Below are 20,221 nucleotides of genomic sequence, written 5' to 3'. Positions count from 1 at the left end.
CTCCTGCGGCACAGCATGCGGGGGTGGCGTGGAAACCACCCTCGCATTGTTTCTTGCAGTGCCAACATGGGATGGACGTAATCGCCTCCACTCAATCCGTTTCCCCCCAGGCTGACTCGGGCGGCTCTCCGTTATGGGTCAGTCCGTGCTTCAGCGCATACATCAGCAGGTCGGTCCGATTGATGAGGTTGAGCTTGTGATAGATGCTGCTGAGGTGGTTGTGCACCGTGTGTTCGCTGATGCCCAGGCGCGCGGCGATGCACATGTACTTGGCGGACGGGTCCCCGACGATGGCGCGGATCAGTTCCCTCTCCCGCAGCGTCAGCTGCGCCTGTTTCGCGTGCTCCGGATCGCCGTTCACGTGTGCGTGCCCGTTTGCGCTGTAGCCGGAAAGCCCGCCGGCCCAGGCGATATCCAGTCCATTGTCGCGATGGTGAACCTTGATGATGGCCTGGGTGATCGACTCCGTCGGGGCTTCCGCCAGCACGACGCCCCTTGCGCCAGCCTCTATCGCCTGGGCAACGGGGACGGCTTCATACAGGCCCTTGAGCACCAGTACTTTCATCTCGGCGCTGCGGGAAAGTCCAGCGATGACCTCCAGCGGGTCCAGCGCATCCGGGAAGAAGCTGAAAAAAACGACATCGGGATGCAACTGATCGGCAAGCTCCAGCGCAATGGCATAGGTGGTGGCCTGGCCGCTCACCTCCATCCGCGGTTTCCTGGCATTGATCAAGTCATGCAGGCCCATGAGGACGAGGGGACGACAATCGATCAGCATCACGCGTATGGGATTCGTGCGAGCTGGCATGGCCTTTCTCGCTCCCCTGCAAAATGAAGGATTCGTTTCGATGACAGCTGGTTTTATATAAGTGCGCTTTGGGCATATTGCCAGCAGCCCCGGACCTGGAGCGGACATGGCAGGACAGGCGGCTGTTTCCCTTTTCCCGCCGGGCGCGGCCGCCCCGTCGACGCCCCCGCCGCCAGCGCCCCTACCAGCTCACCAGGAACATCGCCTTGGCCAGGAACAGGATGCCCAGCATCTGCACCAGCACGCTGAGGTGGATCAGCCGCGAGCGGGCCGGGGTCATGCGCCCTGTGCGCATCAGATAGACCACGGCGAGGAAGTGCCCGAGGATGCCGAGCGCCAGGCAGATCTTCAGGGTCAGCAGGGTGCCGAAGCTGCTGGCGAAAGGCGCGTGCAGCGCCGCGCGGTAGTGCCAGGCCAGTCCCAGGCCGGCGCCATAGAGCGCCAGGACCACCCAGTGCATGACCTTGCGCGCACGCTGGCCGAGGGCCCGGGAGAGGTGTTCCCGCGGCGCCGCCTCCAGGGTTCGTGCGGCGCGGCTGAGGATCATCACTTCGAAGAACACGCCGCCGATGAAGAACGCCGCCGCCGTCAGGTGCACGAACTTCAGCAATAGATAACCCACCTTCCCTCCCCTGGCCCGAGGCCGCCTCGTCGACTGTCCCGACGATCATGCCGGGCGCCGGCGACGGCGCCATGATCCGGATCAAGCCCCGGTGGCGGCGGGCTGTACCGGAAGATTCCTCACCCCAGCGCCTCGCGCAATCCGCTGCGGTGCTCCAGCGTGGCCCAGGAACAGCGCAATGACATTTTTCATGTCACTCGGTTGATCTATGACACAAAACATGTCATTCATATGCGCACCTCAAGCAGCCGACCTGGCCAACCTTTCCAGATCGGGCGCCTCGTACTCACAAGGTTCGGAAAGACGTTGCGTCAACTGACGCCGCGCTTGAGTCAACGCTGCCCTCGAAAAACGCTACCCAGGACATTTTTCAGGCATCGATCCTCAAAACGCCCCTTCAAGGAGTCAACAAGATGAACAAGATCGTACTTCTAGGCGCCCTGGCGCTCGCCGCCTTCAGCACCCTGGCCCCGGCCGGCCAGGACACTCTGCGCATCGGTATCGAAGCCGCCTACCCACCCTTCGGCTTCAAGACCCCGGAAGGCAACATCAGTGGTTTCGACTACGACATCGGCAACGCCCTGTGCGCCGAAATGAAGATCAAGTGTGAATGGGTCGAGCAGGAGTTCGACGGGCTGATCCCCTCGCTGAAAGTACGCAAGGTAGATGCAGTGCTGTCCTCGATGTCGATCACCGAAGACCGTCTGAAATCGGTGGACTTCAGCAAAAAGTACTACCACACCCCCGGCAGGCTGGCGATGAAGGCAGGTAGCCCGATCAACGACCCGCTGGTGGACCTCAAGGGCAAGAAGGTCGGCGTGCAACGCGCCTCCACCTACGACCGCTATGCGACCGATCGATTCGAACAGGCGGGTATCGAAGTGGTGCGTTACGCCTCGCAGAACGAGGCCTTCCTCGACCTCGCCGCCGGGCGCCTGGACGCCACCCTGGCCGACATCATCAATATTGACGAAGGCTTCATCAAAACGCCTGCGGGCAAGGGATTCACCCTGGTCGGTCCGGCTTTCAGCGACCCGAGCTACTTCGGCAGGGGTGCCGGGATTGCCTTCCGCAAAGGCGATAGCGCGAACGTCGCACGCTTCAATGCCGCCATCGATGCCATCCGTGCCAATGGCAAGTACCAGCAGGTGCAAGCCAAGTACTTCGCGTTCGACATCTACGGCGAGTGATTGCCCACCTGTAGTGCCGGCGCTTCTCTGACAGAGGCGCCAGTTCTCGTCTTACCGCGCGCCTTCCGGCGCATCGCATGAGGAATTCGATCATGCTTCACGGCTATGGCCCGACCATTCTCGATGGTGCCTGGCTTACCCTGAGCCTGGCCCTGAGCTCCATGGTCCTGGCGATTGCCCTGGGTCTTGTCGGGGCTGCCTGTCGACTGTCACCGCTGAAGTGGCTGGCGCTGCTCGGCGAAAGCTACGCCACTCTGGTTCGCGGCCTCCCTGATCTGGTGTTGATCCTGCTGATCTTCTACGGCGGCCAGGACCTGGTGAACCGGGTGGCCCCCTTGCTCGGCCACCCCGAGTACATCGACATCAATCCCTTCATCGCCGGTGTCTGCACCCTGGGTTTCATCTTCGGCGCCTACTTCTCCGAAACCTTTCGCGGTGCCTTCATGGCGATCCCCAAGGGCCAGGGCGAAGCTGCCGCGGCCTATGGCATGGCCGCGACCAAGGCGTTCTTCCGCATCCTGGTGCCGCAGATGATCCGCTTCGCCATTCCCGGCTTCACCAACAACTGGCTGGTGCTGACCAAATCCACCGCACTGATTTCGGTGATCGGCCTGCAGGACATGATGTTCAAGGCCAAGAACGCAGCCGATGCGACCCATGAGCCCTTTACCTTCTTCCTGACCGTGGCGGGGCTTTACCTGGCGCTCACCAGCCTGTCCCTGCTGACCCTGCGCTACCTGGAAAAGCACGTCTCGGTCGGCACAAGAGCCGCCGTTCTGTAAGTACGGGAACGATCGCATGAACTTCGACTACAACCTGATCTGGGCCAACCTGCCGCTCTACTTCGGTGGTGTTCTGGTCACCCTGTCGACCCTCCTGGTCTCCCTGGCAATCGGCCTGGCACTGGCCATTCCACTGGGGCTGTTGCGGGTGTCCCGCTCGCCTTGGCTGAATGCTCCGGCCTGGCTCTACACCTATGTGATCCGCGGCACCCCGATGCTGGTGCAGCTGTTCCTCATCTACTACGGCCTGGCGCAGTTCGAGGCGGTGCGCGCGAGCGTGCTCTGGCCCTATCTGTCCAACGCCACCTTCTGCGCCTGCCTGGCCTTCGCCATCAACACCAGCGCCTACACCGCGGAAATCCTCGCCGGCAGCCTGAAGGCAACGGCCCATGGCGAGATCGAGGCGGCCACGGCCTCGGGCATGTCGCGCCTGGCCCTGTACCGGCGGATCCTCCTGCCGTCGGCACTGCGCCGATCACTGCCGCAGTACAGCAACGAGGTGATCATGATGCTGCACACCACCAGCCTGGCTTCGATCGTCACCCTGATCGATATCACCGGCGCGGCGCGCACCGTCAACGCGCGCTTCTATCTGCCGTTCGAGGCCTTCATCACTGCCGGCGTTTTCTACCTGGCCCTGACCTTCATCCTGGTGCGTCTGTTCAAGCTGGCCGAGCGCCGCTGGCTGGCGTACCTGGCACCGAGAAAGCACTAAGGATTCGCCCATGGAACACATCCAACACAGCCTGCCCTGGAGTGCGCCGGGCACCGAGCGGAGCCTGTCGCTCTTTCGTTTTGGCAGCGGGCCGCGCAAGGCCTACATCCAGGCCTCTCTGCATGCCGACGAATTGCCTGGCATGCGCGTGGCCGTGGAACTCAAGCGCCTGTTGGGCGAACTGGAGGAGCAGGGCCGCCTGACCGGGGTGATCGAACTGGTCCCGGTGGCCAATCCGATCGGCCTCGCGCAGATGATCCAGGCGACCCACCAGGGCCGTTTCGATTTCGCCAGCGGGCAGAACTTCAACCGTGAATTCCCGGAACTGGCCGAGATGGTCGCGCCTCACCTCGAGGGCCGGCTCGGCAGCGACGCGGACGAAAACGTCAAGCTGATCCGACGCCTGATGCGCGAGGCCATCGATGCATTGCCAGACGCCACTTCGCCACTCGACGGCCTGCGCCGGTTGCTGTTGCACCAGGCTTGCGATGCCGACCTGGTGCTCGACCTGCACTGCGATTTCGAGTCGATCATGCTGCTCTATGCCCTGCCCCAGCACTGGCCGATCCTGCGCAGCCTGGCCGCGCACCTGCGCGCCGGTGCCGCGCTGCTCGCCGAAAGCTACGGCGGCAACGCCTTCGATGAAGCCTGCGCAGCCCCCTGGCTGCGCCTGGCCGAACGCTTCCCGACAGTGAACATTCCTGCAGCCTGCGTGGCCACCACCATCGAATTGCGTGGCATGGCCGATACCGAACGGGAACAGGCCGAGGCCAGCGCCCAGGCCATGCTCGCCTTCCTCGCCGAACAGGGACTGGTCGAAGGCGATCGGACTGCCACGCCGGACTGCGACTGCGAAGCCACACCCTTTGCCGGCGCGCAGTACGCCTGTGCGCCGCATCCGGGCGTGGTGAGTTTTCTGCAACCGCTCGGCGCGCGGGTCAAGGTGGGTGACCCCCTGTTCGAAGTGATAGATCCGCTCAGTGATCGCCGCAGCGTGGTGCAGGCCAGCACCGACGGCATCCTCTACGCCCGCGAACGACTGCGTTTTGCCCAGCCCGGCCTGTGGCTGGCCAAGGTCGCCGGCCGTACTCCCATTCGCCAGGGTCGCCTGCTCAGCGACTGACTTCACGAGGCAACCGCCATGTACAGACTCGAAATCGACAACCTTCACAAATGCTACGGCAACCACGAAGTGCTCAAGGGCGTGTCCCTGGCGGCCAAGGCCGGCGACGTCATCAGCATCATCGGCTCCAGCGGCTCGGGCAAGAGTACCTTCCTGCGCTGCATCAACCTGCTGGAGCAGCCCCACGGCGGCAAGATCCTGCTCAATGGCGAGGAGCTCAGGCTGGTGGCCAACAAGGACGGCGGCCTCAAGGCGGCCGACCCCAGGCAGCTGCAGCGCATGCGCTCGCGCCTGGCCATGGTGTTCCAGCACTTCAACCTCTGGTCGCACATGAGCGCCCTGGAGAACGTGATCGAAGCGCCGGTGCATGTCCTCGGCGTGCCGAAAAGAGAAGCCATCGAAAAGGCCGAGCACTACCTGGCCAAGGTGGGCGTGGCCCATCGCAAGGACGCCTACCCGGCGCACATGTCCGGTGGCGAGCAGCAGCGTGTGGCCATCGCCCGTGCCCTGGCCATGGAGCCGGAGGTGATGCTGTTCGACGAGCCGACCTCGGCGCTGGACCCCGAGCTGGTGGGCGAGGTGCTCAAGGTGATGAAGGACCTGGCCGTGGAAGGCCGCACCATGGTGGTGGTCACCCATGAAATGGGCTTCGCCCGCGAGGTGTCCAACCAGCTGGTGTTCCTCCATCAGGGCCGCGCCGAAGAAAGCGGCTGCCCGAAGGAAGTGCTGGCCAACCCACAGTCCGAACGTTTGCAGCAGTTTCTCGCCGGCAGCCTGAAATAGCGCCGAGCCGGACTTGTGTGGTGGCGCGTGCCGGAGTCCCCGGCACGCTGGTTCCGCTCCTGGGCATGGCTTCGGACACAGCGGTTTTGCCGCGCATCTGCTCTGCCGGCTTCGGATACACTTCAGCCGACTCATGCAGGCCGGCCAAGCCGGGCGCTTGTGCCTCCCAGACAATCGAAGAAGCGCTGATAACCCATGCCTACAGCACCCAAGAATGCAACGGTCTATGCCGCACCGGTGATGCGCAAACTGACGGAACTGGCACCGGACTTGCCGCCGTCCCTGCGCAAGGTCGCCGACTTCATCCTGCGCCATCCGCTGAAGGCCGCGACCCTGACCATCGAGGAACTGGCCCAGGAGACCGGCACCTCGCCCTCGGCAGTCAATCGCCTGGCCAGGGTGATGGACCTGGGGGGCTACACCGGATTGAAGACCGAGCTGGTCACCACCCTGCAGCAGATGGTGTCCCCGGTCGACAAGCTGCGCCACGAACTGGAGCAGCGCGCCGGCGGCGAATTCGGCCTGCACGAACAGCTCCGCAGTGCCAGCAGCAACCTTGGCGCCGCCGGCTCCAACAACCCGGCGACCGCCTTCGAAGCCTTCGTCGACAGCCTGATCAAGGCACGCAGGATCTTTGTCCTCGGCTTTGGCAACAGCGCCTACATGGCCGGCCTGGCCGCCGCCACGCTGACGCCGTTCTGCGCCGACGCAACCGCCATCAGCATGGAAGGCGGCAATGAAAACGCCGCCTATCGCCTGGCGGCCATCACCCCTCAGGATGTGCTGCTGGCCATTGCCCTGCCGCGTTATTCCCTCGACACCCTGCAACTGGCGCGCTTCGCCATGGAGCGCGGCGCCAAGGTGCTGGCGATCACCGACTCACCCGCATCGCCGCTGTGCAACATTGCCGAACACGTACTCTTCGCGCCCGCCGATCACCCGGTCCTGACCAGCTCCAATATCGCCGTGCTCGCCCTGATCGAAGCCCTGGTGGCAGGCGTCATGGCGCGCAACAAGGAAGCGGTGAAGCTGGCCACCGAACTGACCGAGAGCGTGATGTCCTACCTGCACATGCCGTCCGGCCGCAAATCGCCGAAGAAGTAGGCGAGCATCACCGCCCCATCCAACCGGGCAACCCGGCATTCCAGCCACCGGCGGCATGGACGCGACACCGGGATCACCTCCATCGTCTTGTCACCCCAGCGACTCGCGCAATCCGCTGCGGCGCTCGACACGGCGTTGCACGGCCTGCTCGAAGATTCCCGCGCGGCTTTCCACCAGGCTGAACCAGTGGCGGGCACGGGTGATGCCGGTGTAGACGAGCTCCTTGGTCAGCACCGGGTTGAGGGTGTCGGGCAGGATCAGCGCGCAGTGGGCGAACTCCGAGCCCTGGGACTTGTGCACGGTCATGGCGAACACGGTTTCCACCGCCCCCAGGCGGCTCGGCAGTATGTAGCGCAGGGCGCCGCTGCCGTCATTGCGCGGGAACACCACGCGCAGCACCTGGCGCGGTTCGGCGCCGGGCACATCCACGGGTTCCGGCAGGCGCAGGGCGATGCCGATATCGCCGTTCATCAGGCCCAGGCTGTAGTCGTTGCGGGTCACCAGCACCGGGCGGCCTTCGTACCAGCCGTGGTCCTGGGCCAGCAGGCCGCGCCGCAGCAGTGCTGCGGCGATGCGCTGGTTGAGCGCCTCGACGCCCCAGGGCCCCTTGCGCACCGCACAGAGCAGCTGGAAGCGCTCGAAGGCGGCAAGCACGCCGGCGGCCCAGCGTTGCCAGCTGTCCTCGTCGGCACCGGGTGCCGGACGCTGCTGGTGCATCCGTTCCAGGTAGTGGACATAGCCGACCGGGCGCTCTCCCGCAGCGGGCAGGCCGTCCAGCAGCAGCCGCTCCAGGGCGCGGTCCTGTTCGTCGGCAAGGCGCAGCGCGTGCAGGTCGGCGCTGCCGGCGGCGAGGGTGGCCCGCGCCGTGCCGGCGTCGCCGAGGTTCACCGCGCGGGCCAGGCGGCCGATGCCGGAGCCGCTGTCGAATCGTCGCGAATGGCGCAGCATGACGATGCGCTGGGCCAACGCCTGGTGGTCATCGCCAGGGCGCAGCGCCGGGTCGTCCAGGCGCTCGCCGCTCTGCTGCTCCAGCCAGGCCCGGGTCGACTGGCTGTAGCAGCCGGCCTCGGCGTCGCGGCAGAGATCGCCGAGCACCGCGCCGGCCTCCACCGAGGCCAGCTGGTCCTTGTCGCCGAGGAGGATCAGGCGCGCGTGGGCGGGCAGCGCGTCGAGCAGGTTGGCCATCATTTCCAGGTCGATCATCGAGGCTTCGTCCACCACCAGCACGTCCAGCGGCAGCGGGTTGCCGGCATGGTGACGGAAGTGACGGCTGTCCGGCAGGCTGCCGAGCAGCCGATGCAGGGTGGTCACCTCGGTGGGGATGTGCTGGCGCACCGCCTCGGCCACCGGCAGCGAGGCCACCTGGGCTCCGATGGATTCGGTGAGGCGCGCGGCGGCCTTGCCGGTGGGTGCGGCCAGGCTCAGGCGCAACGCCTGGCCGGCGTCCAGCGCCGCTTCCTGGAGTAGCGCCAGCAGGCGCACCACGGTGGTGGTCTTGCCGGTACCGGGGCCACCGGTGATCAGGGTGAAGCGCCCCTGGGCCGCCAGGGCGCAGGCCAGCTTCTGCCAGTCGGTGCGGCGCACGCCATCCAGCACCAGCGGCTCGGGGAAGAGCGTGCCGAGGCGCTGCGCCAGGTCGCCGGGAGCCGCCGAAGCCGCCCGCAGGCGCTCGGCGATGCGCCCGGCCACGCGGCGCTCGTAGTCCCAGTAACGGCGCAGGTAGAGGCACTGGCCGGCCAGCACCAGCGGCGCGGCTTCCTCGCCCGCCGCCAGCAGCGGGCTGCCGGCGAAGGCGGCCAGCCACTCCGCCAGCTCCAGGCCGGCCAGGAGTTGCGAGGGCAGCAGCGCGGCGTTCTCGGCCTCCTCGCCCTCGGGCGGCAGGGAGAGGGCGAAGTCCGGGTCGGCCAGGGTCGCGGCCAGGTCCAGGCAGACGTGGCCCTGGCCGAGCTGGTGACTGGCCAGGGCGGCGCCGAGGATCAGCAGCGGCGGCGCGCTCGGGTCCAGCTCGGCGAAGAACAGCGCCAGGGCGCGGTCCAGCTCCCGCAGCCAGCCGCGCTCGGTCCAGGTGGCGAGCAGGACCAGGAGTTCGCCACGCTCGCGCAGCGCCAGGGACAGGTGTTGGCTCATGCCACGGCCTCCTCGTGCTCGCCCTTGAACAGGGCATCCAGGGTTTCGATCAGCTCCCGCGGCGGGCGGGCCAGATACATCCCCCGCGACGGTGCACGCAGGAACAGGTAGAGCGCGCCCCCCACGTGGCGGTCGTAGTCGTAGTCCGGCAGACGCAGGCGCAACTGGCGATGCAGGGCCAGGAGGTAGAGCACGTACTGCAGGTCGTAGCGGTGGCTGGCCACGGTCGCCGCCATCGCATCCAAGGTGTAGGCGGACTCGTCCGCGCCCAGCCAGTTGGATTTGTAGTCGGCCACGTAGTAACGGCCGTCATGCTCGAACACCAGGTCGATGAAGCCCTTGAACATGCCATTGAGGGTGTCCGGCCGCAGCGGCGGGCGCGCCACGCCCGGCAATTCGAAGCGCTGCACCAGGGCGTCCAGGCGCATCACGTCGACGCGGCTGGCCTCGAACCAGAACTCCAGCTCCGGCTGGTACTGGTCGAGGCTGGCGAGGCTGGCCGACGGCTCTGCGCCAAGGCCCAGCGGCTGGGCCAGCAGCGCCTGCAGCCATTCGTGCAGCGGCTCGATCCAGCTTTCCAGGCCGCGCCGGTTGCAGCGCCGCGCCAGGAGCTCGCGCAGCTCGCCGGGTGCCTCGGCCAGGCGGGCGAAGCCTTCGTCGGCGGCCATTTCCAGCAGGCCGTGGAGGAAGGTGCCGGGGTTGGGGCCACGGGGGAAACGGTGCAGGCCGCGAGCGCCCGACGGCAGCTGGGCCTGCGCCAGCTCGGGGCCCTCGTCGTCGGTGGAGTTCTGCATGGCCGGGCTGTCCGGCGCGGCGTCGTCATGCCGGGTCGCCGGCGGCAGGTCGCCCTCCTCCATGCGCAGGGCACTGTAGGAGGCGATCCACCAGTGTTCGGCGGCGCTGCGTTGCGGCATGCGCCAGACCGGCTCGGCGCGTTCGACCGCAGCCGGGCGGTAGAGCTGCCCGGTGGCCTCGGGGGCGGCCTGTACTTCACTGCGCGAAAGGTCGTCCAGCGGCGCCAGCCACTGGCCGAGCGCCGCGCTCTGGGCCAGCGCCTCGCCGCCGCCCAACAGGTAGCCGATGGCGGAATCGTGCAGGCGGGACTTCTTCGCGTTGCCGATCTTCAGGTCGGCGATGCCCAGCCAGCAGGCGTGGCGGGCGCGGGTCAGGGCCACGTAGAGCAGGCGCAGGTCCTCGCCCAGGCGTTCGCGCTCGGCGCGTGCCAGGGTATCGTCGTCGGCGCTGAGCACCAGCCGGCGACGCTCGCCGTCATGCACCTGCAGCGGCTTCTTGTCGTCCAGCGGGCGGAAGGCGCAGATGAAGGGCAGGAACACCAGCGGGTACTCCAGGCCCTTCGACTTGTGGATGGTCACCACCCGCACCAGGGCTTCGTCGCTTTCCAGGCGCAGCACCTGCTCCTCGGCCGCCTGCCCTTCGCCGCCGAGCAGTTCGCCCAGGTGGCGGATCAGCGCCAGCTCGCCATCCAGCTCGGCGGCGGCCTGCTGCAGCAGTTCGGCCAGGTGCAGTAGGTTGGTCAGCACCCGCTCGCCATCGGCGCGGCCCATCAGGCGCTGCGGCAGGTGGAAGTCCTGCAGCAGCTGGCGCAGCATCGGCAGCACGCCCTGGCGCTGCCAGCGCTGGCGGTAGTCGCGGAACTGCATGACGCGCCGTTCCCAGATGCGCTCATCGAGGTTGAGCTGCTCCAGTTCGGCGAGGTCCAGGCCGAGGGTGGCGCTGGCCAGGGCGGCGCGCAGCGGACGATCCTGGTCCGGCTCGGCGCAGGCGCGCAGCCAGAGCAGCAGATCGCGGGCTTCGCGGGCGGCGAACACCGAGTCCTTGTCCGACAGGTAGACACTGCGCACCCCGCGAGCGGCGAGTTCGCCCCGGATCGCCTGGGCCTCGTTGAAGTCGCGCACCAGCACGGCGATATCGCTCGGCCGCAGCGGCACCTGTTCGTCGCCCCTGGCGAAGCCGGCGCGACCCTGCTGGCCGAGGTCGAGCAGGCGCACGATCTCGCTGGCGGCGCCAGCGGCGAAGGCGTCGAGGTAGGCCCCCTTGGCCAGCGGCTCGTCGGTTGCCAGCTGCCAGACCTTGAGGGCGGACTGCGCCTGCCCGTCCACCGTCCAGGCTTCCTTGCGGCCCTGGGCAGCCACCGGGATGAAGGGCAGGTCGTCGCGGAAGAGAAAGGCGCCCGCCCCGCCCTCACGGCGCTCGGCCCGCAGGAAGACCGCGTTCACCGCATCCACCATGTCCTGGCTGGAGCGGAAGTTCGTTTCCAGGTTGTAGTGCCGGCCGGCGGTGGCGCGGCGCGCGCGCAGGTAGGTGTGGATATCCGCCCCCCGAAAGGAATAGATGGCCTGCTTGGGGTCGCCGATCATGAACAGGCCGCAATCGTCGCGGTTGGCCTCCACCTGGTAGAGGCAGTCGAAGATGCGGTACTGCAGCGGGTCGGTGTCCTGGAACTCGTCGATCAGCGCCACCGGGAACTGGCGGCGGATCACCTCGGCCAGGCGCTGGCCGCCTTCGCTCAAGAGGGCCGCGTCGAGACGCGTGAGCATGTCGTCGAAACCCATTTCCGCGCGCTGGCGCTTTTCCTGGTCGAAGCGCTGGCGCACCCAGGCGGCGGCATGGCGCAGCGCCGCTTCGCCCGGGTCGGCCAGGCCGTCGAGGCGCGCCTTCAGGTCCACCATGGCGTCCAGCGCCGGGTGGCTGGGCGCGTCGCCCTTCCAGGCTTCCGCCAGGCCATCGGGGGTCAGGCGGCTGAAGCCGGTGCCCAGTTCCAGCTGGGCATCGGCGCCCGTGGCCCAGGCCCGCAGCTTGTCGCACCAGGGTTGGTAATAGCGCGCCTGGATCTTGCGCGCATCCACCTGCTTGGCTGCCACGGCGGCGTCCAGCAGGTTCTGCAATTCGTCGGCCCACTGTTCCCAGGGCGCCTTGAGCGCGGCCAGTTCCGTCTCGCGCTGTTGCAGGGCCAGGTCCAGCAGGGTGCCGAGGGTCTGTGCCGAAGCCGCCTCGCTTTCGCCCAGCAGCGGACGCAGGCGTGCACCGAGGGTGGCGGGGGTTCCCCAGTTGCGCACGGCCCAGTCCAGCGCGGCGCCTTCCAGCGGGTAACAGTGCTGACGCCAGTAGTCACGCACCACTTCGGCGAGCAGTTCGCTGTGGTCGGTTTCCAGGGTCTGGCTGAACAGGCTGCCGCTGTCGAAGGCGTGCTCGCGCAACATGCGCTGGCACCAGCCATGGATGGTGGAGACGGCGGCCTCGTCCATCCACTGGGCCGCCAGTTCCAGGCGCCGGGCACAAGCCGGCCACTGCGCGGCCGGGAAGTCGTCGCGCAGCAGTTGCAACAGGCCGTCGCCCTCCCCTTCGCCGCGGAAAATGGCGGCCGCCTCCACCAGACGCGCACGGATACGGTCGCGCAGTTCGCGGGTGGCGGCGTCGGTGAAGGTCACCACCAGGATCTGCGGCGGCAAGAGCGGATTGGCAAAGGCCGCTTCGCCGCCATGACCGAGGATCAGCCGCAGATAGAGCGCGGAGATGGTGTAGGTCTTGCCGGTCCCGGCGCTGGCCTCGATCAGGCGGCTGCCGTGCAGGGGAAAACTCAGGGCAAGGGGACGGCTCATGCCTGGGGCTCCTCGATGGCGGTGGGTTGGCTGTCCAGCAACGGCCGGTAGAGCACTTCGCTCCACTGCGCGAAGGCGCCATCGGCGCTGAGCGCGGCGAAATCGGGGAACTGGCGCGCCAGGCTGGCGCTGCCGGTCACTTCGCCGGTGAGGTTGTAGCCCCCTTCGTAGACGGTGCGGGCCTTGTCCTCATTGGCTTCCTGCAGCCAGGCGATGGCGGTCTTCAGGGCCACCGGCAACGGCGCACGCATACCCTCGGTCCAGGCCTGCAGCCAGGTGCGCAGGATGGTCGCGGCATGTTCGGCATCCAGCGGGGCGAACTCCAGCGCGCAATCCGCGCCCACCAGCAGGCTGCGCAGGTTCACGCCGCTGGCGGCGGCCACCACATGGCCGACGAAGGGACGCAGCAGGCGATGCCATTTCCAGCTCTTCTCCCCGGCCAGGTCGCTGGGCAGCAGTTCGATGCGCGCCAGGCTGCCATCGGCGCCCTCGCGCAGCCCGCCGAGCCAGCCGGAGAGCTGCACCTCGCCCTCCGCGAAGTCCAGCAGCCGGGGGGATTCCACCGGCTGCGGCCAACGGGCGCAAAGGCATTGGTAAAGTCGCAGTTGCGCCGGCAGCGGCTCAACCAGCGATGCCCGGCACTGCTCGCCGAAGCCGGCGAGCGGCAGGCGGCCGCTGCGCTGCATGCGCTCGGCGGCTGCCAGCAGGGCGTCCTCGGGAGCCTGGGTAAGGCTCGCCGCCTTCAGCAGTTCATCCTGCAGCTGGTAGCGCTGCAGGCCGTCGAGGGCAAAGGGCTCGCTGTCCAGCTGCGCCTGCTCTTGTTCGTCGAGATGGACCTTGAGGCGGCGGGTGAAAAAGTACTTCACCGGGTCGCGCAAAAAGCCCTGGAGCGCCTCCAGGCCAAGTTGCCCACCGTCCTGCCAGGCCGGCAGTTCGCCGGGCTCGGCCCTGTCGACCGGCTGGCCATGCAACGAGGCCCATTCGCGGGCATAGCTGAACAGCGCCGGGTCATCCCCGAAGTAACGGCGGCTGAAGGGCTGCAGGGGGTGTTCGGTGGTCAGGGCGTGCAGCAGCTCGCCCTCGCCGGCCAGCGTCCAGGCATTGGCGAGATGGTCGCGCAACTGGCCGACCAGCACCGACGGCGGTCGCTCGCTGTTGTCGCGGATGCTGCGCCCCACCCAACTGACGTAAAGCCGGTCGCGCGCCGCCAGCAGGGCTTCGAGCAGCAGGTAGCGGTCGTCTTCGCGGCGGGAACGGTCGCCGGGACGGTAGTCCGCGGCCATCAGGTCGAAATCCAGCGGCGCCTGGACCCGCGGGTAATCGCCATCGTTCATGCCCAGCAGGCAGACCAGGCGGAAGGGAATGGCGCGCATCGGCATCAGGGTGCAGAAATTCACCGCGCCGGCGAGGAAGCGCTGGCTCAGGCGCCCCTGGTCGAGGTTGCCCAGCCAGGCTTCGCGCACCACCGCCAGGGGTACGGGCTCGTCCAGGCCGCCGGCCTCGCAGAGCTCCAGCCAGCCGTCCAGGGCGTCCAGCAGCTGGTTGCGCAGCACTTCGTCGCGTTCGCCGCGCGGACGGAAGAAGTCTTCCAGCAGCGCGCGCAGGCGTTCGCCCCAGCCCTTGGGCGTGGCGTCCTGGCGCAGGGCCTCGAGCTGGCGTTCCAGCGCATCCAGCAGGCGTGTCAGCGGGCCGATCAGCACCGCGTCCAGGCCGCCGATCTCGTCATAGGGCTCGATATCGGCGTAGGCCCCGGCACCGCCCACGGCGTAGCCCAGCAGCATGCGCCGCAGGCCGAAGCGCCAGGTGTTCTGCTCCAGCCCCTGGCCCAGGCCCAGCGCCTCCCGCTGCCGCGCGTCCAGGCCCCAGCGGACCCCCGCGCCCTCCAGCCAGCGGCGCAGGGTCGGCAGGTCGTCCTCGGCGATGGCGAAGCGCTCGCGCAGGGCCGCGACATCCAGCAGGTCGAGCACCTCGCTGACGCTGAAGCGGCTGTCCGGCAGGCGCAGCAGGTGCTCGACGGCGATCACCAGCGGCTCCTTGCCGCGCAGCCCCTGGTCCGCCAGGGTGAAGGGGATGCGCCGCGCATCCTCCGGGCCGAACTGGCCGAACACGGCCTGGATGTGCGGCGCATAGGTGTTGATGTCGGGGACCATGACGATCACGTCGCGCGGCCGCAGGCCGGGGTCCGCGTTGAAGCAGGCGAGCAGCTGGTCGTGGAGGATTTCCACCTCGCGCTGGGCGCTGTGGGCGATATGGAAGCGCAGCGAATGGTCGCGCCGGGGGTCGACGGCCGGCCAGGTGGCGCGGCTTTCCGCCACCGGGCGCAGATCGAGGATGTCGTTGTGCAACTGGCCGAGCAGGCTGTCCGCCGGCGCGGGGTTGAACAGGTCGATGCGTTCGAATTCTTCGCGATAGCGCTCGGGGTCGTCGTACTGGTCGAGCAGGTTGATGTAGTCGCGCCCCTGCTTGCCCCAGGCGGCCAGCAGCGGCTGCGCATGCTGGTGCAGTTCGTCATCGCCGGGCAGGCCGGCCTGGCCGGGCTTGCGCTGCTGGCGCCGGTACTGGTGGCGCAGCAGGTCCTTGTCTTCGACTATGTCGCCCCAGTGATGCTGGCAGGGGTTGTGCACGCAGAGCATCACCTGGCTGAAACGCGCCAGCGCCGCCAGGGCCTCCAGCACCTGGGCCGGCAGCGACGAGATGCCGAACACCGTGATGCGCCGGGGCAGGCCGGGCGGTGGCGCATCCAGCTCGCGCAGCCGTGCGATGAAGCGCGGATGGACACCGGCGCGGCTCTCGGCCAGGTGCTCATGGCCGACGTCGGCCAGCAGGGCGCGCCAGAGTGCCGGCTGCCAGCGCGAGGCATCGTCCAGCGGCTGTTCACCGCCACGGGAGGTGCGCAGGCGGTCGCGTCCCTCGGCCCAGTCCGCCAGCCAGTCGGCGCGGTAGACCTGGTACTGGTCGAAGAGATCGGCGAGGCGCTCGGCCAGTTGGTAGCGCTTGCGCATGTCCTGGTCGTCGGCGAGAAAGCGGCGCAGCGGGGCGAAAGCCTCGTCAGCCAGCAGCGCGGGCAGCAGGCGCATCAGGCGCCAGGTCAGCGGCGCCTTGTCCAGCGGCGACTGCTGCGGGATCGCCTCACGCCCCAGCACCGTGCGATAGGCCTGCCAGAGGAACCGCGCCGGCAATTCCACCTGCAACGCCGCGGCGATGCCGCAACCATCCTGCCCGGCCAGGGCCAGCTTCAGCCACTGGGCGATGCCGTTGCTCTGCACCAGCAGCACTTCGTCTTCCAGCGGGCGCAGCGGGTAGCGGCGCATCCACTCCACCGTCAGGGCGCGCAGCTCCTCCAGATGGTTGCCATGGATGACGATCATGCCGGGCGACAGCTCCTGGCTTTGCTGCATCTGCGAGCTCCTGGGAAAGACTTACGAATTTGCCGGCGGGTCCGGGACGCCGGCACGGCGCCGAGAGGTTAGCCCAGATGGCGGCCGCGCCCCAGCCCTGTCGACCGCTGAAACGACAGAACCCCCGGTGGCCTGGGCCCTCGGGGGTTCTGTCTGGCGCGCCCATGGGCGCGGTGGAGATGGGTGACGTCCGTGTCGCTTGATTGCATTCTGCCACCAGTCAGTCAGGCAGCGCTACCGGCAAAAACAATTCTCGTTCATCCCCTGTGGGAGTGCCGGAAGGTTTCGGCATCGTCCAGGGTGGGGTCGAACAGGGGATCTTCCGGGTCGCGCTCCAGTTCGAGGTCGACGCAATCGGGGTCGATCAGCCAGCGCGGCACTTCAGGCTGGCGTTTGCTGTCATTCCCGGAAATGCCGCTGCTTCGTTCACTGCTCATGCTGCACCTCTTCCGACCGACAGGGTCCGTAAGCATTTGAGTAACACAGGCCGGGGATCGTTCAGCAGGTGCGACCGAGGGCCGGGCGCGAATGGCGACCCGGCGGTGCCGAGCATGCCTGACACCGCCCTCACCCCCGGCCCCCGCCCTGCGCCCCAGCCCGATCGCTTCGCGCTCAGGCGTTCATCGGCACCGGAAGCGGTGCTTCCGAAAACGTGCCTCTTCACCCCTGAAGAGGAGAGGAGTGACTCACGCCGGACAGGGCACAGCGATCCTGATGCTTGGTCAGCGCCTGAACCTGTGCAGAAGAGGTGGGGCGCCCAGCCGCCGCGCCTGGAATAAGAAATCGGGACCAGTGTGAGGGCACCGGCCCCGGTGGACGATGCCGTGATGCGAGCAGGATCGCGGCCCGGCCACAAGGATCTCCGCCTCCCATACTGGCGAGAGGGAGTTGCTAGGGAACAGCGGCGCCGCCGGGCGCCGGAGCCCGGTGGCGGATCAGTGATGGCGATCCGGCCTGACCAGGCCCAGTTTCTCGATTCGGTAGCGCAGCATGTCCCGCGTCAGGCCCAGCAGGCGGGCGGACTTGGTGACGTTCCAGTCGGTCTTGTCGAGCATGCGGATGACCATGTCGCGCTCCGCCTCGGGCTCGCCGCCATGGCCGTTCGCCGGGTCGCGGTAACGGCCGCCCGGCTCCGCCACCAGGGTCGGGCAGACGTGCAATTGCGCGGCGGTCACCAGGTTTCCCTGGGCCAGCAGCACGGTCTGCTCCAGCATGTTGCGCAGCTCGCGCACATTGCCCGGCCAGCTGTAGCCGAGCAGCAGGTGCTCGGCCTCGGCGGAGAACTGCAGCCCCGGCTTGCCGTAACGCTTGCCGTGCTGCCTGAGGAAATGCCGGGCCAGCAGCAGGATGTCGTCGCCCCGGGCATACAGGCGCGGCACGCGGATGGAGATGATGCGCAGGCGGAAGAACAGGTCGCGGCGGAACCGGCCCTGCTGCACCATCTGCTCCAGGTTGCAGTTGGTGGCGCTGATGATGCGCAGGTCGACCTTGCGCTCCTTCACCGAACCTATGCGGCGGATGGTGCGGTCCTCCAGCAGCTTGAGCAGCTTGGCCTGGAGCACCAGGTCCATCTCGCCCACCTCGTCGAGGAACAGGGTGCCGCCATCGGCCGCCTCCACCAGGCCGAGGCGGCGGTCCTTGGCGTCGGTGAAGGCGCCCTTCTCGTGGCCGAAGAGCTCGGCCTCCAGCAGATGCGCCGGAATCGACGCGCAGTTGAACTCGACGAAGGGCCCCCTGCCCCGCGCGCCGTCGAAATGCAGGGCGCGGGCGATCAGTTCCTTGCCGGTGCCGGTCTCGCCCTCGATCAGCACGGCCGGCAGTTGCGCATCGACCATGCGGCTCTCGGCGTCCAGCAACTGGCTCACCATCGACTTGACCTCGAGCATCGCCGGCGACTCGCCGATCAGCGCCGCCAGCCCGGCGTCCTGGGCGGCGCGGCTCTGGTAGAAATCCAGCTTGTGCTCCAGGCGCTGGGCCTCCAGGGCCTTGTCCAGCAGCAGCTTGAGCTCGGCCAGGGCCACCGGCTTGGTCAGATAGTGGAAAGCACCGGCCTTCATGGCCTGCACCGCGTCCTCGATATTGCCGTAGCCGGTCATCATGATCGGCTTGACCCGCGGCGCGCTGACGCTCACCTGGCGGATCAGCTCATGGCCGCTCATGCCCGGCAGGGAGTTGTCGGTGAGCAGCACATCGGGCAACTGGCCGCGCAGCAGTTCCAGCGCTTCCTCCGCCGAGTGGCAGACCAGGGCCTCGAAGTTCCTGCGTTCGAGGTAGGTCTGGATGTTGCCGGCCAGCAGTTCGTCGTCTTCGACTATCAGCACGCTGTGTTCCATCACCCCCGCCCCCCCGCGACCTTGAAGTTCAGGCAGATGCGGGTGCCTTCCCGCTCGCGGCTGGTCAGGCTGACCTGGCCGCCGAAGCGTTCCATGATGCGCTTGACCATCACCAGGCCAACGCCCAGGCCGCCCTGCTTGGTGGTGTAGTAGGGCTTGAAGGCCATGGTTTCCTGCTTGCGCGACATGCCCTGGCCGGTGTCGGTAATGGCCAGCAGCAGGCGCTTGCCGCTGCTGTCGGGCCTGACCTCGATGCGCAGCAGGCCGCCGTTGGGCATGGCCTCGATGGCGTTGGCGAACAGGCTGTTGAGCACCTGGGCCAGCAGCACCCGGTGGCTGACCACCGCCGGCGCCGCCTCGGCATGGAACTCCACGCGCACGCCGGAGTGGCGGATCTGCTGGTCGAAGCCGTGCAGTGCCTCGCTGATCACCGCCACCGGCTCCACCACCTCGCAGTCACCGGAGAGCGGCCGCGCCGAGATCAGCAGCTCGCGCACCCACTTCGACATGCGATCCACCTGGCCGATGATGTCGCTGATGTTCTTGCGCACCGGCGGGTCCACCAGTTCCTGGGCCAGTTCGGCGCTGGAGCGGATCGCCGCCAGCGGGTTGCGCAGGCTGTGGGCCACGGCGGAGGACATTTCCCCCAGGGCGACGAAGGTTTCGTTGGCGATCAGCTGGCTCTGTTGCGAGGCCAGCAGGCCCGAGGCCCGGCGCACTATCCAGTAGAGGCCGAGGTAGATCAGCCCGCCGCCGATGGCGGTGGCCAGCCAGATCAGCACGAAGCCGCGCTGGATACGCTGCACCAGGTCGCGGGGCTCCTTGTAGATCTCCACCACCGAGGCCACGCTGCCGGCGTCGTCCTGCAGCGGGATGTAGTTCTCGATGAACAGGGTGCGCGGGGCGCGGAGGAATTTCTGCTCGCTGCGCCCGCCGGTGACCTCGTCATAACTGGAGGCCACCTGGGTCGGCGAGGAGAAGGCCTGCTCCAGGTCCTCGTTGCCGCTCATGTCCTTGCCCACCAGGTTCGGGTTGGTCGACCAGACGATCACCCGGTCGGCGCCGTAGATGTTGGCCAGCAAGGCGTCGGGCAGCATGGTGAGGTGATCGAGGAACTCATTGCGCGCCCGCTGCCGTGCCTCGAGCATGCTCTGCGGGTGGTACCCGTCCTGGCGGGCATCCAGCAGCTCGCCCATGGTCATGCTCGCCGGCAGGGCCACATGACGGATCTCGGCCGAGGCGATCGACTGGATGAACTGGGCGCTCAGCAGGGCGTCGCGTTCGATGCTCTCGGTCACCACGAAGCGGGTGGAGATGATGCCCAGGCCAATGGCCACGCTGGCGATCACCACCAGGCTGACCAGCGAGAACCAGCGCAGCAGGTTGAACTGCGGGGGTGGCGTATCGCCGGTCCTGCCGGTCGAGTACCTATCCCAGATCACTGACAGAGCGCTCATGGAAGCCTTCCTATCCGTTGCGTGAGGGGTTGTCCCGTCGTGCCAACCGGGCGGCCTTGGTCGAAGGTGCCGCTGCATAAACCAGGCCCGTTTCGCCCCGATCGCCTGAAAGCCGCGCCCTGTGCGGTTTACCCGGAAATTCCCAGGTCTTCCCCAGTG

Annotated in this window: 14 protein-coding genes; 6 read left to right on the top strand and 8 right to left on the bottom strand. The window is 67.7% G+C overall.

Translation table 11 applies throughout. The features are described from left to right. Nucleotides 1-91: 91 nt before the first annotated feature. Entirely contained in the window at nucleotides 92-808 is a 717-nt protein-coding gene (locus ACFPU0_RS16270) for a response regulator transcription factor (RefSeq protein WP_377694218.1), read from the bottom strand. Nucleotides 809-989: 181 nt separating this feature from the next. Further along, on the bottom strand, nucleotides 990-1,430 hold the full coding sequence (locus ACFPU0_RS16265) for a CopD family copper resistance protein (protein WP_377694217.1): 441 nt from the start codon (nucleotides 1,428-1,430) through the stop codon (nucleotides 990-992). A gap of 413 nt (nucleotides 1,431-1,843) precedes the next feature. Between ACFPU0_RS16265 and ACFPU0_RS16260 the strand changes: the two genes are divergently transcribed. The 6 genes from ACFPU0_RS16260 (at nucleotide 1,844) to ACFPU0_RS16235 (ending at nucleotide 7,127) form a co-directional block, all read left to right on the top strand. Further along, a complete protein-coding gene (locus ACFPU0_RS16260) occupies nucleotides 1,844-2,620 on the top strand; it encodes an ABC transporter substrate-binding protein (protein ID WP_377694216.1) in 777 nt (258 codons plus the stop codon). 92 nt (nucleotides 2,621-2,712) lie between these two features. Next, entirely contained in the window at nucleotides 2,713-3,402 is a 690-nt protein-coding gene (locus ACFPU0_RS16255) for an ABC transporter permease (protein ID WP_377694215.1), read from the top strand. Nucleotides 3,403-3,418: 16 nt separating this feature from the next. After that, on the top strand, nucleotides 3,419-4,117 hold the full coding sequence (locus ACFPU0_RS16250; RefSeq protein ID WP_377694214.1) for an ABC transporter permease: 699 nt from the start codon (nucleotides 3,419-3,421) through the stop codon (nucleotides 4,115-4,117). 10 nt (nucleotides 4,118-4,127) lie between these two features. Then, nucleotides 4,128-5,240, top strand: a complete 1,113-nt coding sequence (locus ACFPU0_RS16245) for a succinylglutamate desuccinylase/aspartoacylase family protein (RefSeq protein ID WP_377694212.1) — start codon at nucleotides 4,128-4,130, stop codon at nucleotides 5,238-5,240. Nucleotides 5,241-5,258: 18 nt separating this feature from the next. Further along, nucleotides 5,259-6,023 carry an ABC transporter ATP-binding protein gene (locus tag ACFPU0_RS16240; protein WP_377694210.1) on the top strand — a complete coding sequence of 255 codons (765 nt, stop codon included), beginning with the start codon at nucleotides 5,259-5,261 and terminating at the stop codon, nucleotides 6,021-6,023. Nucleotides 6,024-6,218: 195 nt separating this feature from the next. Then, nucleotides 6,219-7,127 (top strand): MurR/RpiR family transcriptional regulator, encoded by a 909-nt coding sequence (locus tag ACFPU0_RS16235; protein ID WP_377694209.1) that lies wholly within the window; start codon nucleotides 6,219-6,221, stop codon nucleotides 7,125-7,127. Nucleotides 7,128-7,217: 90 nt separating this feature from the next. Here the strand turns inward: ACFPU0_RS16235 and recD are convergent, their stop codons facing one another. From recD to ACFPU0_RS16205, 6 genes are all read right to left on the bottom strand, one after another. Continuing rightward, nucleotides 7,218-9,254, bottom strand: coding sequence for an exodeoxyribonuclease V subunit alpha (recD, locus tag ACFPU0_RS16230; RefSeq protein WP_377694208.1), 2,037 nt, complete (start codon nucleotides 9,252-9,254; stop codon nucleotides 7,218-7,220). Continuing rightward, a complete protein-coding gene (recB, locus tag ACFPU0_RS16225) occupies nucleotides 9,251-12,874 on the bottom strand; it encodes an exodeoxyribonuclease V subunit beta (protein WP_377694207.1) in 3,624 nt (1,207 codons plus the stop codon). Before recB ends, recD begins: the two co-directional genes overlap by 4 nt. Beyond that, entirely contained in the window at nucleotides 12,871-16,272 is a 3,402-nt protein-coding gene (gene recC, locus ACFPU0_RS16220) for an exodeoxyribonuclease V subunit gamma (protein ID WP_377694206.1), read from the bottom strand. Before recC ends, recB begins: the two co-directional genes overlap by 4 nt. Before the next feature lie 257 nt (nucleotides 16,273-16,529). Then, nucleotides 16,530-16,709, bottom strand: a complete 180-nt coding sequence (locus ACFPU0_RS16215; protein WP_377694205.1) for a hypothetical protein — start codon at nucleotides 16,707-16,709, stop codon at nucleotides 16,530-16,532. Nucleotides 16,710-17,207: 498 nt separating this feature from the next. Next, the gene (locus tag ACFPU0_RS16210; protein ID WP_377694204.1) at nucleotides 17,208-18,605 is read right to left on the bottom strand and encodes a sigma-54-dependent transcriptional regulator; all 1,398 of its coding nucleotides are present in this window, start codon (nucleotides 18,603-18,605) and stop codon (nucleotides 17,208-17,210) included. Next, nucleotides 18,605-20,062, bottom strand: coding sequence for a sensor histidine kinase (locus ACFPU0_RS16205; protein WP_377694202.1), 1,458 nt, complete (start codon nucleotides 20,060-20,062; stop codon nucleotides 18,605-18,607). Before ACFPU0_RS16205 ends, ACFPU0_RS16210 begins: the two co-directional genes overlap by 1 nt. Between the last annotated feature and the right edge of the window lie 159 nt (nucleotides 20,063-20,221).

This window comes from Pseudomonas sp. GCM10022186, from assembly GCF_042656385.1.
Taxonomy (GTDB): domain Bacteria; phylum Pseudomonadota; class Gammaproteobacteria; order Pseudomonadales; family Pseudomonadaceae; genus Metapseudomonas.
Note: the sequence above shows the minus strand (reverse complement) of the source record. Positions and strands in the feature narration are given on the sequence as shown.

Excerpts from the sequence above, each read along its gene's own strand:
- ACFPU0_RS16245 (WP_377694212.1), top strand. The coding sequence starts at position 4,128 with ATGGAACACATCCAACACAGCCTGCCCTGGAGTGCGCCGGGCACCGAG.
- ACFPU0_RS16270 (WP_377694218.1), bottom strand. The coding sequence starts at position 808 with ATGCCAGCTCGCACGAATCCCATACGCGTGATGCTGATCGATTGTCGT.
- ACFPU0_RS16250 (WP_377694214.1), top strand. The coding sequence starts at position 3,419 with ATGAACTTCGACTACAACCTGATCTGGGCCAACCTGCCGCTCTACTTC.
- ACFPU0_RS16260 (WP_377694216.1), top strand. The coding sequence starts at position 1,844 with ATGAACAAGATCGTACTTCTAGGCGCCCTGGCGCTCGCCGCCTTCAGC.
- ACFPU0_RS16235 (WP_377694209.1), top strand. The coding sequence starts at position 6,219 with ATGCCTACAGCACCCAAGAATGCAACGGTCTATGCCGCACCGGTGATG.
- recD (WP_377694208.1), bottom strand. The coding sequence starts at position 9,254 with ATGAGCCAACACCTGTCCCTGGCGCTGCGCGAGCGTGGCGAACTCCTG.
- ACFPU0_RS16210 (WP_377694204.1), bottom strand. The coding sequence starts at position 18,605 with ATGGAACACAGCGTGCTGATAGTCGAAGACGACGAACTGCTGGCCGGC.
- ACFPU0_RS16205 (WP_377694202.1), bottom strand. The coding sequence starts at position 20,062 with ATGAGCGCTCTGTCAGTGATCTGGGATAGGTACTCGACCGGCAGGACC.
- ACFPU0_RS16240 (WP_377694210.1), top strand. The coding sequence starts at position 5,259 with ATGTACAGACTCGAAATCGACAACCTTCACAAATGCTACGGCAACCAC.
- ACFPU0_RS16255 (WP_377694215.1), top strand. The coding sequence starts at position 2,713 with ATGCTTCACGGCTATGGCCCGACCATTCTCGATGGTGCCTGGCTTACC.
- ACFPU0_RS16215 (WP_377694205.1), bottom strand. The coding sequence starts at position 16,709 with ATGAGCAGTGAACGAAGCAGCGGCATTTCCGGGAATGACAGCAAACGC.
- recC (WP_377694206.1), bottom strand. The coding sequence starts at position 16,272 with ATGCAGCAAAGCCAGGAGCTGTCGCCCGGCATGATCGTCATCCATGGC.
- recB (WP_377694207.1), bottom strand. The coding sequence starts at position 12,874 with ATGAGCCGTCCCCTTGCCCTGAGTTTTCCCCTGCACGGCAGCCGCCTG.